Raw genomic sequence first — 14,771 nt, 5'->3', positions numbered from 1 at the left:
GGTGCATTGTCCTATAATTAGCGTTGCAATGCAAGTTTAAGCGCAGCAGTTTAGGGGGAAAGCTGCTTATTTATCATGCACTCAGTTGTTTTTTGCCGATGATTTTGCTATAACTTTTTACCATCTAATTCAAAGCAAGAGGTATCGCGATGTCAAATGTTCTCAACCAACTGATTGATTTACTCACCCTTGAAACCATTGACGATCACTATTTTCGGGGGCAAAGCGTCGATCTCGGCTTGCGCCAAGTGTTCGGCGGGCAAGTAATCGCACAAGCTCTTGCCGCCGGCATTAATGTTGCTCCAACAGATCGGCTCCTACACTCATGCCATGCTTATTTTTTACGCGGCGGTGATGCGCAGCACCCGATCTTATACGATGTGGAGACCCTACGCGAAGGACGCAGCTTTACCGCACTTCGAATTAAAGCGATTCAACACAATGAGCCGATTTGCCATGTTACGGCTTCTTTTCAACGCGCCGAACCCGGTTTTGATCACCAAAGCCCAATGCCGGAAGTTGAAGCGCCCGATCAACTGATCAACGAACTGGAAGCGGTACGTGCCGTTGCGCAATATTTACCACCGTCAATCAAAGAGACGCTGATTGCCGACCGTCCATTTGATGTGCGGGCAAAATATTTGAATAATCCGTTCCAAGGGCGTGAGTTTCCGGCGCAGCAATATGCCTGGTTTAAAGCGAACGGGAAGGTGCCGGAAGATTTAAAAATCAATCAATGTCTGTTGGCCTATTTTTCCGATTTCCATTGTTTGCTGACCGCACTTCACCCACACAAAAAAGGCTTTTTGGAAAAAGGCATGAAAGTCGCCACCATCGACCATGCGATTTGGTTTCACCGTCCATTTGACTTGAATCACTGGTTGCTGCATGCGGTGGAAAGTAATAATGCCTATGCGGCACGCGGTTTGGCACGAGGACAGATTTTTGATCAAGACGGGAAGCTGATTGCCACCACTCAGCAAGAGGGGCTGATTCGTTTTACTGCTGATTAAAGGAAGATAAAAGTGCGGTGACAAAATAAAAAGAGAAGTCGAGTTGGTCGATAAGCCGGGTTCTGTCGTGGACAATCATTCCTCTAGGCGTTGGTTTGCACCAACGCTCAAGCAACCTACCCGAACTCTGAGCGGGCACACCCATTGAGTTCCTATTTGGTCTTGCTACGAGTGGAGTTTACCCTGCAACGAACCGTTACCGGTCGCCCGGTGCGCTCTTACCGCACCCTTTCACCCTTACCTGTGCTTCAAAAAAGCCATCGGCGGTTTGCTCTCTGTTGCACTTGTCGTAGGCTCACGCCTCCCGGACGTTATCCGGCACTCTGCCCTATGTAGCCCGGACTTTCCTCTCGTCTACTTGTCCTCTAGGTTATTTTGCGACTGTGACGCCGCAACAACGGTTGAGAGCTTCAATAAACCAGCGATTGCCTGACCAACTCGGCGCGCAGTATACCCAAATTTTACCGCCGAAGATAGCCTTTTACACCGGACTTGCTAAATTATGCTGTTCGGATAGAATGAGCCCATCATGCTAATAACCCTCTCCACATAAGGTTTTTATGAACTATATTCAGATTGGACAAGAAACATTATCGATTGCAGAACATGCTCTTAACCGTCTCAGCTTACGCTTGGACAATCAATTTTCACAAGTAGTCGAGGCGATTTTGCAATGTCAAGGGCGTTTAGTGGTGGCTGGTATCGGCAAATCCGGTTTAATCGGTAAAAAAATGGTGGCAACCTTTGCTTCCACCGGCACGCCGAGTTTTTTTCTGCACCCGACCGAAGCTTTTCACGGCGATCTCGGTATGTTGAAGCCAATCGACATTGTGATTTTAATTTCCTACAGTGGCGAAACCGATGATGTCAATAAATTGATTCCCAGCCTGAAAAATTTCGGCAACCGGATTATTGCCATGACCGGCAATCCTGAATCCACTTTGGCAAAACACGCTGACTATATTTTGGATATTGCAGTTGAGCGCGAAGCCTGTCCGAACAATCTAGCACCGACGACTTCGGCACTGGTGACCTTAGCACTGGGCGATGCGATTGCGATTGCACTAATCAAAGCCCGCGATTTCCAACCGATGGATTTCGCTCGTTTTCATCCGGGCGGCAGTTTAGGGCGCCGATTACTCAGCCGAGTGCGTGATATGATGCAAACTAGCTTGCCGATAGTCAGCCCAGAAACCGCTTTTGCCGACTGTGTCGCCAAAATGACCGAGGGCCGCATGGGAATTGCAATCGTGATGCAAGACGAAAATTTGAAAGGCATCATTACCGATGGTGATATCCGTCGTGCATTTACCGCCAAAGGGATCAAATGTGTTCGCCTACAAGCCAAAGATATCATGTCGTCTAATCCAAAAACAATCCAAGCCGACGCTTATCTAAATCAAGCAGAAGAGTATATGCGGCAACATAAAATTCATTCGCTGATCGTGTTGGAGCAACAGAAAGTGGTCGGGTTGTTTGAATTCTCTCACTAAGCAGGAAAAAGATGAACAAGAAACTTACAAAGATCAAATTAGTGATCACCGATATCGACGGTGTGTTGACCGATGGCAGCTTATATTACGATGCCGATGGCGAGGCTTTGAAATCTTTCCATGTGCGTGACGGCTTGGGCATTCGTATGTTGATCGAATCGGGCATTCAAGTGGCGGTGCTATCAGGGCGTGATTCGGCAATTTTACGCAAACGGATTGCCGATCTAAAAATCGATCTGTTTTTGCTCGGTAAACTAGAAAAAGAGAGCGCCTGTTTTGAATTGATGCAACGAGCCGGTGTCAGCGCCGAACAAACTGCTTATATCGGCGATGACAGCGTCGACTTACCCGCCTTTGCCGTTTGCGGCTTCTCCGCTGCCGTTGCCGATGCACCGGATTACGTTAAACAAGCTGCTGACCGCACTTTAAGCCTTGCCGGCGGCAAAGGGGCTTTTCGCGAACTGTCCGACCTGATTTTAGCAGTGCAGGGCAAAGATGAGATCTATCGCAGCGCACAGGGCTTTCTCGCTGCAGCAAAAAAAATGGCGCAGTAGGGACTGTTGATTACCCCGCTTTAAAATGCGCTAGCCCAAATTGGTACAGCGCGTTTTTTTTATAACCGTAAAGCTCGGCAACAATCGCAGCGGCTTTTTTCAACGGCAGTTCTTGGCTAATCAGCTCTAACGCTTTGATTGCCTCGGTAGAAAATTTACTTTCCTCAACCGCACTTTGCCCTTCGACAATCAGCACCATTTCGCCTTTGGTACGGTTGTCATCTTGTTGTAGCCATATCAATAAATTTTCAATGCTATCGCCGTGAATACTTTCCCAAGTCTTGGTCAGTTCACGTGCCAACACCACATAACGCGTGCTACCCAACACGCTTTGCATATCCTGCAGGCTGTCCAGAATCCGGTGGGTCGATTCATAAAAAATCAAGGTGCGTGGCTCGGCTTTCAGCAATTCGAATTTATCACGCCTAGCTTTGCTTTTCGCCGGTAAAAATCCTTCAAAGCAGAAACGATCCGAAGCGATTCCGGCGGCACAAAGTGCGGTTATTGCGGCACAAGCACCGGGAATCGGCACGACTTTAATCCCAACTTGTCGGCATTGGCGTACTAAATGAAAGCCCGGATCGCTGATCAAGGGCGTTCCGGCATCAGAAATCAATGCAATATTTTCGCCCTGCTGCAATCGTTCGACCAGGCTATTGGCTTTTTGCTGTTCATTATGATCATGCAGCGCCAACAGCGGTTTTTTGATGCCGTAATGGCTCAACAATATCCCACTGTGACGGGTATCTTCCGCTGCAATCCGATCAACTGTCGCTAAAATTGTCAGCGCCCGCTGGCTGATATCCTGCAAATTCCCGATAGGGGTGGCAACGATATATAAAATTCCTGCTTGATTATCCATAAATTATTACGTCTTTGATTGATTTTAGTGTTTGAGATAAGTAAGATCGAGTTTGTTATTCTAACGAATTTGGAGCTGCTATGTCTAAGACTAATCTGCCTAAAGCCAATGTTGTGGCCATTTTGCTACAAAGTTGCAACATTAAATCCCTGTTAATGCCGTTTTTGATGGTGCTATTCCTTGCCGCTTGCGGTACTGATATTTTTTCCGGTTCCGGTGGTAGTCTGCTGCAACGTGACGCCAATGCCAGCTCTGAGTTTTACTTAAACCGCGCGGAACAAGCCACCAATAATACTGAAAAGACCAACTATCAGCTCTTGGCAGCACGGGTTCTGTTGACTGAAAACAAAATGAGTCAAGCGGAAAGTTTGCTCGCTTCTTTGCAAAAATTGGATAAAGAGCAAACATTGGATAAAAATTTGCTTATGGCACAAATTTATGCCAACAAACGCGCCAACAACAATGCCAACACAACCTTACAAACGATTCCTCTCAATCAGCTGAGCAATTCACAAAAAGCACGCTACTATATCACCCAAGCTAAAATTGCCGACAATCAAAACAATTTGACCGATGCGTTACGATCGCTAGTGCTCGCCGACCAGGTGATCAGCGACACCGAACGCAAACAGCAAAATATCAATAATATCTGGAAATTGCTGCGTGCTGGCAACGCCACTACCCTGCGCAATATTGCGCCGGAAAGCGGTGATATTGCCTTGAACGGCTGGCTATCGTTGATTAATGCTTATAACAGCAATATTGCCCAACCGGAAAATCTGCGTAATGCAATTCAAAGCTGGCGCAGTGCTTACCCGAACCACAGCGCTGCCTACTTGCTGCCGACTGAAATTCAGGATGCGCTGAATTATCAACAAGTAAGCTTAAGCAATATCGCTCTGTTACTGCCGACCAGTGGCAACGCTCAATTGATCGGTAACACGATTAAAAAAGGCTTTGATGATGCGCGTGGACAAAGTGCGGTGACAATCACCACTTACGACACCATGACTACCCCTATGGCTGATATTATCGCCCAAGCAAAAGCCAACGGAATACAAGCCATTGTCGGGCCTTTGATCAAAAATCAGGTTGATAACCTGCTGGCAGGTGACACCAGCGGCTTGCAAGTTTTGGCGCTCAATTCTACCGCCAATGCACAGCCTATCGCCAACGTCTGCTATTACGGACTGTCGCCTGAAGCGGAAGCCCGTTCAGCAGCTGACCGTATCTGGAATGACGGTATCCGTAATCCGTTGGTGATTGTGCCACAAAATGATTTGGGACAACGCACCGCGTCTGCATTCAACTTGCGTTGGCAGCAACTTGCGGCAACTGATGCTTCAACTCAGTTCTATCATTCAGCTAATGATATTTTAGCGGCATTGCAAAGCGGCTTAGGCAATTCACAAAGTGAACAGCGCAGTGAAACTATTGCAGCAATTACCGGCGCTAATGTACAAACCAATAGTTACACCCGTGAAGATATTCAAGCGTTGTATATTGTTGCCGACAGCAACGATTTGCTCGATATTAAAAATATGATCAATAATTCTGCCTATGGTCGCAATTTGAAACTATATGCGACTTCACGTAGTAATTCGCCAAATAATGGTCCTGATTACCGTCTGACAATGGAAGGATTGAAATTCAGTGAAATTCCTTTCCTGAGCGATACACAAAACAGCCAATATAACCAAGTCGCCAATACGTTGGGTGGCGATTATTCGCTGATCCGTTTATATGCAATGGGCTCAGATGCTTGGTTATTAATTAATAAATTCAATGAATTACGCCAAATTCCAGGATATACGATTAATGGTTTAACCGGCAAGTTAAGTGCTGGTAACGGCTGTAATATTGATCGTGATATGGCGTGGCTTGAATACCAAGGCGGAGTGATTCGCATATTAAATTAATTGCAACCATTCAAAATATGCTGAGTGGCAATAAACCGGTTAGAAAAAGTGCGGTATCCAATACCCGACAGCAAGGGGCGCGATTTGAACATCAGGCGCGCCGCTTTTTGCAGCAACAAGGATTGAAGTTTATCGCCGCTAATCAATTCTTCTCCTGTGGTGAATTAGATTTAATTATGCAGGACGGAGACTTTATGGTTTTTGTCGAAGTGCGTCAACGCAGTGATAGCCGCTTTGGTGATGCTTGGGAAAGTATTTCTGCCCAAAAACAACAGCGTTGGATTAAGGCAGCTGAGACCTGGTTGAACCAACAACATAAAAGTTTGGAAACCTGCGCCTGCCGCTTTGATTTGATCACTTTTGATCAACATAAAGATCAACCCGAACCGCACCTTCATTGGTTTAAACATTTTATTGAATTTAATCATTAACAACCGATATGAATGATAACAATTTATTAGACAAAGTTAAAAACACTTTCACCGAAAGCATTCAAACCCAAATTTCAGCAACCGAAAGCCTGTCAGAGAGTATCGTGCAAGCCTCTGAAATGCTGGTCGGCTGCTTGCTTGACGGGCATAAAATCATTGTCTGCGGCAATGGGCGCTCAAATGCCAATGCACAATTTCTGGTAACCAATTTGCTGCACCGCTACCACTTAGAACGCCCCAGCTTACCGGCAATATTAATCGGTTTAGACGGCGCCCTCGGTGCCTCAATTATAGCCGACAACAATCCGGCACAAATCTTCTTGCGCCAATTTGAATGTGTCGCACAACCCGGTGATGTACTGATTCTGCTTTCGCCACAAGGTCGTGAAGAGGCGGTATTGAATTTGATTCATGCCGCTAACAGCAAAGAGCTGCCGATTATCACGCTGACAGGCAGACAAAATGACCATATCCGCGGTGCTTTGGGTGAAGATGACTTAGATATTTCAATTCCGGCGCAAAAAGAAGCTAGAATTATTGAAAATCACCTACTTGTGATCAATATTTTATGTGACTTGATTGAACATCGCCTGTTTTCCCATTAATATGAAACACCAAATTCAGATAAACTCTAATTTCAGGAGCGTCTATGTTACGTACTATGCCATGCACGACAACCGCCTCAAAACTTATTAAACTCAGTTTTCTTTTGCTTGCTACCTTAGGTCTGCAAGCTTGTATCACCACCGCCGTGGTCGGCACGGCTGCCGTTGCCACCAAAGTCGCAACCGATCCACGCACTGCGGGTACCCAAATTGATGATGAAACCCTGGAGGTTCGAGTCTCTTCCGCTTTAAACAAAGATCCTGAAATTAAAGAAGATGCCCGTATCAATATTATCTCTTATAACACTAAAGTACTATTAATCGGACAAGTACCAAATGAATCCCTGCGCGAGACAGCTAAAAATCTTGCCAGCGGGGTCAATGGGGTAACAGATATCTATAATGAGATTCGTGTTGGTGAAAAAATCGGCTTTAGACAAATCAGCACCGACAGTTGGATCACCACTAGAATCAAATCCAAACTGTTGCTGAACTCTGCGGTTAAATCTACTGATGTGAAAGTGATCACCGAAAACGGCGAAGTATTCCTGATGGGAAATGTGACTCAGGCGCAAGCCAATGCCGCCGCTGAAGATGCTCGCTATGTCGGCGGAGTAACCAAAGTCATCAAGGTATTCTCTTATATTAATTAATCAAGAATCCTCAATGGGATTCTGACCAGCAAGGATATCGTTTTGCAAGTAATCAAACAGTACGCCTTAAATCAGTTTGCGGCTGCCGACTATAAAAAAATCAGCAGCACGTTGTTACTCTGCGCTGTGTTAAGCGCCTGTAGCGTCAGTGAACCGGAAAAAACTATCGTTTATGTCGATCAACACTCACAGCTTTGGCAGCAGCAACTGCAATATTTAAATCAGATCAAAACCTACCGTAGCAGCGGTCAACTGGGCTATATTAGCCCAGAAGAGCGGTTTTCCACCCGTTTCGACTGGCAATTTGTGGACGATCAGCACTATCAACTGCACCTCTCTTCCGCCTTGAGCGCTACTACTATGACTTTTCGCATGACCCCACAAGGCTTGGTGGTCACGGATAATAAAGGTAACCGACGCTCAGCAGATAATCCACAAGCGCTGCTGCAAGAGATAGTCGGCATGGAATTTCCAATCGAACTGTTCAGCTACTGGCTAAAAGGTCAACCACAAGGCAGCAACCAGTATAAAGTCGGGCAAGATTATGTGTTGGCAGAGTTAAATTACACGATCAACGGACAACAATGGCAGGCAAAATATACCGATTACTACTTGCAGCAACAACCGCCGTTACCGAAAGATATTCTGATTTCCGCTGAACGACAACAATTGAAAATTCGGGTTGACGAGTGGAAATTTTAAGTCGGATGGATCAATCTTATCACTTCAACAGCGCAGCTCTAAGTGAAAATGCGCTACAACGGCGTTATCCTTGTCCAGCTAAACTCAATTTGTTTTTATACATTAATCGCCAACGTAGCGACGGGTACCATGAGCTGCAAACCCTATTTCAATTTCTGGATTACGGCGACTGGCTCACAGTTCATGTAAGAAACGATACACAAATTAATCTCACACCGCACTTGGAGGGTGTTTCTCCCGAACACAACTTGGTTTACCGTGCCGCAAAGCTACTGCAACAACATAGCGGCTGCCAGTTAGGTGCTGATCTGTATTTAGATAAAGTATTACCGATGGGCGGCGGTGTCGGCGGCGGTTCATCGAATGCGGCAACCGCACTTATGGTACTGAACCAACTTTGGCAGCTCAATCTGGATTTGGATAGCTTAGCAAAGCTGGGACTCACTCTCGGTGCTGATGTTCCGATTTTTATTTATGGCAATGCCGCTTTTGCTGAAGGGGTTGGCGAAGAATTAACGGCTTGTTATCCCGAAGAAAAATGGTATTTAGTGGCTAAACCCAATGTCAGTATCGCTACCGCCGAAATTTTTGGCGATCCCACACTGCCACGCCATACCCCTAAAAAATCGCTAACGACACTATTAAAACAAGAATTTTCCAATGATTGTGAAAAAATTGTCAGGGATCACTATCCTGAGGTTGAACATTTGCTAAACTGGTTGCTACAATATGCACCTGCACGGCTAACAGGAACCGGCGCCTGTGTTTTCGCCGAATTTGACAATAAAATAGCCGCACAACAAGTATGTGAACAATTACCCAATACTATAAATGCTTTTGTTGCACGAGGAATGAACCGCTCCCCGCTGCATATTTTGCTCGGAAAAACCAGATAAAGTCTGATATAACGCACTAACGAGATAAGATTTTACAGTAAATTTCACAGATTGCAGCGCAATCATAATTTTCAATATCCAACTTGGGGTTAAAACATGCCTGACATGAAGCTTTTTGCCGGAAACGCCACACCGGCTTTGGCCAAAAAAATTTCCGAACGCCTATATACTTCTCTCGGTAAAGCGACCGTCGGTCGTTTCAGCGACGGTGAAATCAACGTTCAGATCAATGAAAATGTACGGGGAAGTGATGTATTTATCATTCAGTCCACCTGTGCGCCAACCAATGACAACCTAATGGAATTGATTGTAATGGTTGATGCCTTACGACGCGCCTCTGCTGGTCGTATCACAGCGGTTATTCCTTATTTCGGTTATGCTCGCCAAGATCGCCGCGTCCGCTCTGCCCGTGTGCCGATCACGGCCAAAGTGGTTGCCGACTTTCTTTCCAGCGTCGGAATTGACCGCGTGCTAACCTGCGACTTGCACGCCGAACAGATTCAAGGCTTCTTCGATGTACCAGTTGATAACGTTTTCGGCTCACCAGTTTTAATCAACGATATCGTCAAAAAAACCGACTTGACCAATCCAATCGTAGTTTCACCAGATATCGGTGGCGTTGTGCGTGCCAGAGCGGTTGCCAAATTGTTGAATGACACCGATATGGCGATTATCGACAAACGCCGCCCACGCGCCAATGTATCGCAAGTCATGCACATCATCGGTGAAGTGGCTGGTCGGGATTGTATTCTGGTTGATGACATGATCGATACCGGCGGCACGTTATGCAAAGCTGCCGATGCACTGAAAGAGCGCGGTGCGCGCCGTGTTTATGCCTACGCAACTCACCCGATTTTCTCCGGCAATGCAGCACAAAATATTGCCAGCGGCGCAATCGATGAGATCGTCGTCACCGACACCATCCCACTTGCCCCTGAAATCGAAGCATTGAACAAAGTGCGGATCTTAACCCTGTCCGGTATGTTGGCAGAAGCTATCCGCCGAATCAACAATGAAGAGTCTATTTCAGCCATGTTTGACTAAATTACTTTATTTCGACAAATAACTGCGCCGTAAAAGTGGAAAACTTCAACCATAGCGGCGCAGTTTTTTTACGGATAAATATTGGGGCATAGTAGACAAAAAATGCGGGATAGTGTGGAAAGAGTTGGTGCCCCCAACAGGACTTGAACCTGTGACCAATCGATTATGAGTCGACTGCTCTGACCGACTGAGCTATGGGGGCAAAATGCGGTATGGATAAAGAGCTGAGATTATAGAGGAATCGTTAGGCTAAGTCTAGATACTCAACATTGGTTGACTAAAAAACAAGCTTGATTCACCAACAAAAAAGTGCGGTCGACGTAAACTTTTCAACCGCACTTTTATCAATTTAAATAAATTGTTGTCGTTATTCGTCCAAAAAGCTCTTCAGGTTTTCTGAGCGACTTGGGTGGCGTAATTTACGCAGTGCTTTGGCTTCGATTTGACGAATTCGTTCACGGGTTACATCAAATTGTTTACCCACCTCTTCCAAGGTATGATCGGTATTCATATCGATCCCGAAACGCATCCGCAACACTTTGGCTTCACGCGGGGTTAGCCCATCTAACACTTCTTGCGTCGCCATTTTCAGGCTTTCGGCAGTAGCGGAATCCAACGGTAGCTCCAAGGTGCTGTCTTCGATAAAATCACCTAAATGCGAATCGTCGTCGTCACCAATTGGCGTTTCCATCGAAATCGGTTCTTTGGCGATTTTCAGCACTTTACGGATTTTATCTTCCGGCATATTCATCCGTTCCGCCAACTCTTCTGGTGTGGCATCACGCCCCATTTCCTGCAGCATTTGACGCGAAATACGATTTAATTTATTAATGGTTTCAATCATATGCACCGGAATCCGGATAGTACGCGCCTGATCAGCAATCGAACGAGTGATCGCCTGACGGATCCACCAAGTTGCATAAGTGGAGAATTTGTAACCGCGACGATATTCAAATTTATCCACCGCTTTCATCAAGCCGATATTGCCTTCTTGAATCAGATCCAAGAATTGTAAACCACGATTAGTATATTTTTTGGCGATCGAAATCACCAAACGCAAGTTTGCTTCCACCATCTCTTTTTTGGCACGACGCGCCTTCAGTTCGCCTTGCGAAATCCGTTCACCGATTTCACGAATTTGTGCAACCGATAAGCTACTGTCTTTTTCAATCACTTCAAACTTACTAATAATGGTACGAATTTCAGGCTCGTAGCTTTGTAATTTTTCCGACCATGGTTTGCCCGCATTTAACGCTTTAACTAACCAAGTATCGCTAGTCTCATGCCCAATAAAGCCTTTTGGAAAGTAACTGCTCGGCACTTTGCTGTATTCATTGACCAAGCGACGCAACAACCGCTCTTCGGTACGGATACGCTTCAACATACCGCGCATCAACAGCACCAAACTATCAAATTGTTTCGGCACTAAGCGGAATTGTTGGAATACATCGGAAAGCACCGCAATATGCTCTTTGGCTTTTTTACTGGTGCGCCCATGTTTTCTGATCACTTCCAAGGTTACGCTATACTGCTCTTTCAACTCTGTAAATTTTTGACGGGCAAATTCCGGATCAATACTATTATCAGAATCATCGCTATCTGCTGAATTTCCGTCTTCACTCTCTTCTTCTTCATCATCCAGATCTGCAGCAGTGGTTTCACTTTCGCCGTCTTCCTCATCAAAATTTTCTGACAGTTCCACCGCCTCTTCGGTCACAATATCATTCAAATCTACAAAACCGGTGATGAGATCGGTCAAACGAATAGTACCGGCTTCAACTTGATCATACTGCTCCAGTAATGAGGTGATCGCTTCCGGATATTCGGCGACCGCACTTTGTACTTCGTTGATCCCTTCTTCAATGCGTTTGGCAATATCAATTTCGCCTTCACGGGTCAACAACTCTACGCTGCCCATTTCACGCATATACATCCGCACTGGATCAGTGGTGCGACCTAATTCAGCCTCTACACTCGACAATACTTGTGTGGCTTCTTCTACCGCATCTTCATCGGCGATATTTTCATTCAACATCAAGTCATCAGCATCCGGCGCTGTTTCCAGCACTTGGATTCCCATGTCGTTGATCATTTGAATAATATCTTCAATCTGCTCGGCATCCACCAACTCTTCTGGCAGGTGATCGTTCACCTCAGCAAAAGTTAAATAGCCTTGCTCTTTTCCTTGGGCAATCAGCAGTTTTAATTGAGATTTAGAGGTTTGCTCCATAAATTTGATATCCGCACTTATTGATAATTGAGGTTAAAAGGCAAATTACAGCTGTGGATTATACCATAGCTGCCGATTCCAACCCAACGGATTCTTACCGAATGGATTTATTTGCCTGTAATAATTCCGCTAACTCTTTCTTCTCTTCCAAACTCAAGCGTTGATTTCGATCTTTGGCGATTAGCAATTCCATTCGTTTTTCAATTAATCGGTTATACAGATAATCTAAATTATCCATAAACGTCTTTTCCACGTTGTCATCGTCGATAAGATGGTCCCAAACCGCCAACATTTCAAGGGGCTTCTCGTTTTCTTTTCCGCGCCAATGCTCCAGAATCTGCCCTGTGGTCAAGCCGACTCGGCTTTGACACAAGGCTGCCAGACTATAAAACAACTGAAAGCCGGGATCGTCCAAATCGCGCAACGGCTCAATATCTGGAATGGCTTCCACCAAACGTGGATTTTGCAGCAGTAACGCAATCAGCAGTCGCATTGGAGTTTGTTTAATTTTAGGCTGTGCCGTAACCGCACTTTCGCTAGATTGTGTGGTCTCGGCAATCAGTTTTTGCAGCTGGTTCGGATCAAGAATCCCCAGTTTGCTGCCCAAAATTTCCACCAAATAGGTGCGCAACAACTTGCCCGGAATTTTTTGAATCAACGGCTCACTGAGTGCCGCTAATTTTGCCTTGCCTTCTTTGCTGCTTAAATCCACTTGTTGCAGCAACTGCTCAAATAGAAATTCATTCAGGTTTTTAGCTTGTGCCACAAATGCTAAAAATGCCGTTTTACCCACTTGGCGAATATGAGAGTCCGGATCTTCGCCATCAGGCAAAAAAACAAATTTTAGTTGCCTTCCATCGTGTAAGTGCGGTAACGCATTTTCCAAAGCACGCCATGCCGCATCTCGCCCGGCACGATCGCCATCGTAGCAGCAAATAATCTGTTCACAGCTGCGAAACAGTTGTTGAATCTGTTCTGAAGTGGTGGCGGTGCCCAATGCAGCAACGGCATTATTTACGCCAAATTGCGCCAAGGCAACCACATCCATGTAGCCTTCAACCACCAGCAAGAAATCGGGTTCAGCATTGTCTTGCAGCGCTTCGTACAATCCGTACAGTTCATTGCCTTTGTGGTAGATTGCGGTTTCCGGTGAATTTAAATACTTCGGCTTTTCATCGCCCAGCACCCGACCACCAAACGCAATCACTCGTCCTCGCCGATCACGAATCGGGAACATCAACCGGTGCCGAAACCGATCATAAATATTACCACGATCATTTTTCGACACCATACCGCTGTCCAGCAACTGCTGCTGCATTTCTCGGCTTTGCCCGAAACGTTGCAGCACACTGTCCATGCGATTCGGCACAAAGCCGATTTGATAGCGCGTAATCACTTCCGGCGATAAACCGCGCTTTGCCACATAGGTCTGTGCCGGAATATCATTTGTCAGATTTTGTTGATAAAAATTGGCAATATCTTGCATCAATTGATGCAAATCGCGCTTACTTTGATAACTTAAACTCGCCCCTTTTTCTGAATCAAATTTTCGTTGCTCGCGTGGCACATCCAAGCCGTGCATTGCCGCCAACTCTTCCACAGCTTCCACAAATTCCAGTTTGTCATACTCCATTAAAAACCCAATCGCATTGCCATGCGCACCACAACCGAAGCAATGATAGAACTGTTTATTTTGACTGACAGTAAAAGAGGGGGTTTTCTCGTGATGAAAAGGACAGCAAGCCTGGTAATCACGACCGGCTTTTTTCAATTTGACGCGTCCATTAATCAATTCGACAATGTCAGTGCGCGCCAAGAGATCATCGATAAATGTTCTTGGAATAGGACCTTTCATCAGTGCAATTGCTCCGCTTCAGGTTATTTTAAATGACGCAATAAAAAGAGAAAATTTTATATAATAAAACCGTGAAGCACTGGGCATCACGGTTTTATTGAATTCTAACAGTTTACCGCCAAAACGGTAGTGCTGTTTAAATTAATATAAACGGGTATGACGGGCGTTTTCACGAGCCAATTTTTTTGCATGGCGTTTTTGTGCGGACGCTTTTTCACGTTTACGAATAGTAGTTGGTTTTTCGTAGAACTCACGGCTGCGAACTTCGGCTAAGATACCGGCTTTTTCGCATGAACGTTTGAAACGACGTAATGCTACGTCAAAGGATTCGTTTTCACGTACTTTAATTACAGGCATGTGCCATTCACCTCAAAGGAACTTTGTTATTTTAACTTAATTGCCGCACTTAAGACGACAGGACGATATAAAGGTTTGCAATTCTAATGCAAAACATAGCCTAAAGTCAAAGCAAAGTTTAGAGTCTGTTGATCTTTGTTTATAATTTGAGCTATAG

General features: G+C 45.5%; 14 protein-coding genes, 1 tRNA gene and 1 other RNA gene. 10 read left to right on the top strand and 6 right to left on the bottom strand.

Translation table 11 applies throughout. The features are described from left to right. The first annotated feature begins 149 nt into the window (after positions 1-149). Complete coding sequence (gene tesB, locus FHQ23_RS00230; protein WP_139612513.1) at positions 150-1,013, top strand: acyl-CoA thioesterase II; 864 nt, start codon at positions 150-152, stop codon at positions 1,011-1,013. A 35-nt stretch (positions 1,014-1,048) separates the two neighbouring features. Here tesB and rnpB read toward each other — a convergent pair. Beyond that, positions 1,049-1,454: RNase P RNA component class A (gene rnpB / locus FHQ23_RS00225), an RNA gene on the bottom strand. A 119-nt stretch (positions 1,455-1,573) separates the two neighbouring features. On the opposite strand from rnpB, the gene FHQ23_RS00220 reads away from it, so the two are divergent. Together FHQ23_RS00220 and FHQ23_RS00215 are read left to right on the top strand one after the other, a co-directional pair. Further along, positions 1,574-2,506 (top strand): KpsF/GutQ family sugar-phosphate isomerase, encoded by a 933-nt coding sequence (locus FHQ23_RS00220; RefSeq protein WP_139612512.1) that lies wholly within the window; start codon positions 1,574-1,576, stop codon positions 2,504-2,506. Positions 2,507-2,517: 11 nt separating this feature from the next. Beyond that, the gene (locus tag FHQ23_RS00215) at positions 2,518-3,060 is read left to right on the top strand and encodes a KdsC family phosphatase (protein ID WP_139612511.1); all 543 of its coding nucleotides are present in this window, start codon (positions 2,518-2,520) and stop codon (positions 3,058-3,060) included. A gap of 10 nt (positions 3,061-3,070) precedes the next feature. Here FHQ23_RS00215 and rsmI read toward each other — a convergent pair whose 3' ends face one another. After that, complete coding sequence (gene rsmI / locus FHQ23_RS00210; protein ID WP_139612510.1) at positions 3,071-3,922, bottom strand: 16S rRNA (cytidine(1402)-2'-O)-methyltransferase; 852 nt, start codon at positions 3,920-3,922, stop codon at positions 3,071-3,073. 113 nt (positions 3,923-4,035) lie between these two features. On the opposite strand from rsmI, the gene FHQ23_RS00205 reads away from it, so the two are divergent. The 7 genes from FHQ23_RS00205 to FHQ23_RS00175 all read left to right on the top strand — a co-directional run bounded on the left by FHQ23_RS00205 (position 4,036) and on the right by FHQ23_RS00175 (position 10,172). Further along, complete coding sequence (locus FHQ23_RS00205) at positions 4,036-5,841, top strand: penicillin-binding protein activator (RefSeq protein ID WP_139612547.1); 1,806 nt, start codon at positions 4,036-4,038, stop codon at positions 5,839-5,841. 17 nt (positions 5,842-5,858) lie between these two features. Next, positions 5,859-6,272, top strand: coding sequence for a YraN family protein (locus tag FHQ23_RS00200; protein WP_139612509.1), 414 nt, complete (start codon positions 5,859-5,861; stop codon positions 6,270-6,272). A gap of 8 nt (positions 6,273-6,280) precedes the next feature. Continuing rightward, on the top strand, positions 6,281-6,877 hold the full coding sequence (locus FHQ23_RS00195; protein WP_139612508.1) for a D-sedoheptulose-7-phosphate isomerase: 597 nt from the start codon (positions 6,281-6,283) through the stop codon (positions 6,875-6,877). 56 nt (positions 6,878-6,933) lie between these two features. Then, positions 6,934-7,530, top strand: coding sequence for a division/outer membrane stress-associated lipid-binding lipoprotein (gene dolP, locus FHQ23_RS00190; protein ID WP_267963579.1), 597 nt, complete (start codon positions 6,934-6,936; stop codon positions 7,528-7,530). Between the two features lie 42 nt (positions 7,531-7,572). After that, the gene (gene lolB / locus FHQ23_RS00185) at positions 7,573-8,232 is read left to right on the top strand and encodes a lipoprotein insertase outer membrane protein LolB (protein ID WP_176552219.1); all 660 of its coding nucleotides are present in this window, start codon (positions 7,573-7,575) and stop codon (positions 8,230-8,232) included. A gap of 5 nt (positions 8,233-8,237) precedes the next feature. Beyond that, on the top strand, positions 8,238-9,128 hold the full coding sequence (gene ispE, locus FHQ23_RS00180) for a 4-(cytidine 5'-diphospho)-2-C-methyl-D-erythritol kinase (RefSeq protein WP_139612505.1): 891 nt from the start codon (positions 8,238-8,240) through the stop codon (positions 9,126-9,128). 96 nt (positions 9,129-9,224) lie between these two features. Further along, positions 9,225-10,172, top strand: coding sequence for a ribose-phosphate pyrophosphokinase (locus FHQ23_RS00175; protein ID WP_132964239.1), 948 nt, complete (start codon positions 9,225-9,227; stop codon positions 10,170-10,172). Between the two features lie 125 nt (positions 10,173-10,297). Here FHQ23_RS00175 and FHQ23_RS00170 read toward each other — a convergent pair. From FHQ23_RS00170 to rpsU, 4 genes are all read right to left on the bottom strand, one after another. Then, positions 10,298-10,374, bottom strand: a tRNA-Ile gene (locus FHQ23_RS00170). A gap of 165 nt (positions 10,375-10,539) precedes the next feature. Beyond that, on the bottom strand, positions 10,540-12,402 hold the full coding sequence (rpoD, locus tag FHQ23_RS00165) for an RNA polymerase sigma factor RpoD (RefSeq protein ID WP_139612504.1): 1,863 nt from the start codon (positions 12,400-12,402) through the stop codon (positions 10,540-10,542). A gap of 94 nt (positions 12,403-12,496) precedes the next feature. Continuing rightward, positions 12,497-14,257 carry a DNA primase gene (dnaG, locus tag FHQ23_RS00160; protein WP_139612503.1) on the bottom strand — a complete coding sequence of 587 codons (1,761 nt, stop codon included), beginning with the start codon at positions 14,255-14,257 and terminating at the stop codon, positions 12,497-12,499. A 141-nt stretch (positions 14,258-14,398) separates the two neighbouring features. Continuing rightward, complete coding sequence (gene rpsU / locus FHQ23_RS00155; RefSeq protein ID WP_034614227.1) at positions 14,399-14,614, bottom strand: 30S ribosomal protein S21; 216 nt, start codon at positions 14,612-14,614, stop codon at positions 14,399-14,401. Positions 14,615-14,771 lie beyond the last annotated feature (157 nt).

It is taken from the genome of Testudinibacter crocodili (assembly GCF_006228025.1).
In the GTDB taxonomy this organism is placed as follows: Bacteria; Pseudomonadota; Gammaproteobacteria; order Enterobacterales; family Pasteurellaceae; genus Chelonobacter.
This window is presented reverse-complemented; position numbering and strand designations above follow the sequence as displayed.

Bases quoted from the DNA above. Each gene is read 5' to 3' on its own strand.
- tesB (WP_139612513.1), top strand. From the start codon at position 150: ATGTCAAATGTTCTCAACCAACTGATTGATTTACTCACCCTTGAAACC.
- FHQ23_RS00220 (WP_139612512.1), top strand. From the start codon at position 1,574: ATGAACTATATTCAGATTGGACAAGAAACATTATCGATTGCAGAACAT.
- FHQ23_RS00215 (WP_139612511.1), top strand. From the start codon at position 2,518: ATGAACAAGAAACTTACAAAGATCAAATTAGTGATCACCGATATCGAC.
- rsmI (WP_139612510.1), bottom strand. From the start codon at position 3,922: ATGGATAATCAAGCAGGAATTTTATATATCGTTGCCACCCCTATCGGG.
- FHQ23_RS00200 (WP_139612509.1), top strand. From the start codon at position 5,859: ATGCTGAGTGGCAATAAACCGGTTAGAAAAAGTGCGGTATCCAATACC.
- FHQ23_RS00195 (WP_139612508.1), top strand. From the start codon at position 6,281: ATGAATGATAACAATTTATTAGACAAAGTTAAAAACACTTTCACCGAA.
- dolP (WP_267963579.1), top strand. From the start codon at position 6,934: ATGCCATGCACGACAACCGCCTCAAAACTTATTAAACTCAGTTTTCTT.
- ispE (WP_139612505.1), top strand. From the start codon at position 8,238: ATGGATCAATCTTATCACTTCAACAGCGCAGCTCTAAGTGAAAATGCG.
- FHQ23_RS00175 (WP_132964239.1), top strand. From the start codon at position 9,225: ATGCCTGACATGAAGCTTTTTGCCGGAAACGCCACACCGGCTTTGGCC.
- rpoD (WP_139612504.1), bottom strand. From the start codon at position 12,402: ATGGAGCAAACCTCTAAATCTCAATTAAAACTGCTGATTGCCCAAGGA.
- dnaG (WP_139612503.1), bottom strand. From the start codon at position 14,257: ATGAAAGGTCCTATTCCAAGAACATTTATCGATGATCTCTTGGCGCGC.
- rpsU (WP_034614227.1), bottom strand. From the start codon at position 14,614: ATGCCTGTAATTAAAGTACGTGAAAACGAATCCTTTGACGTAGCATTA.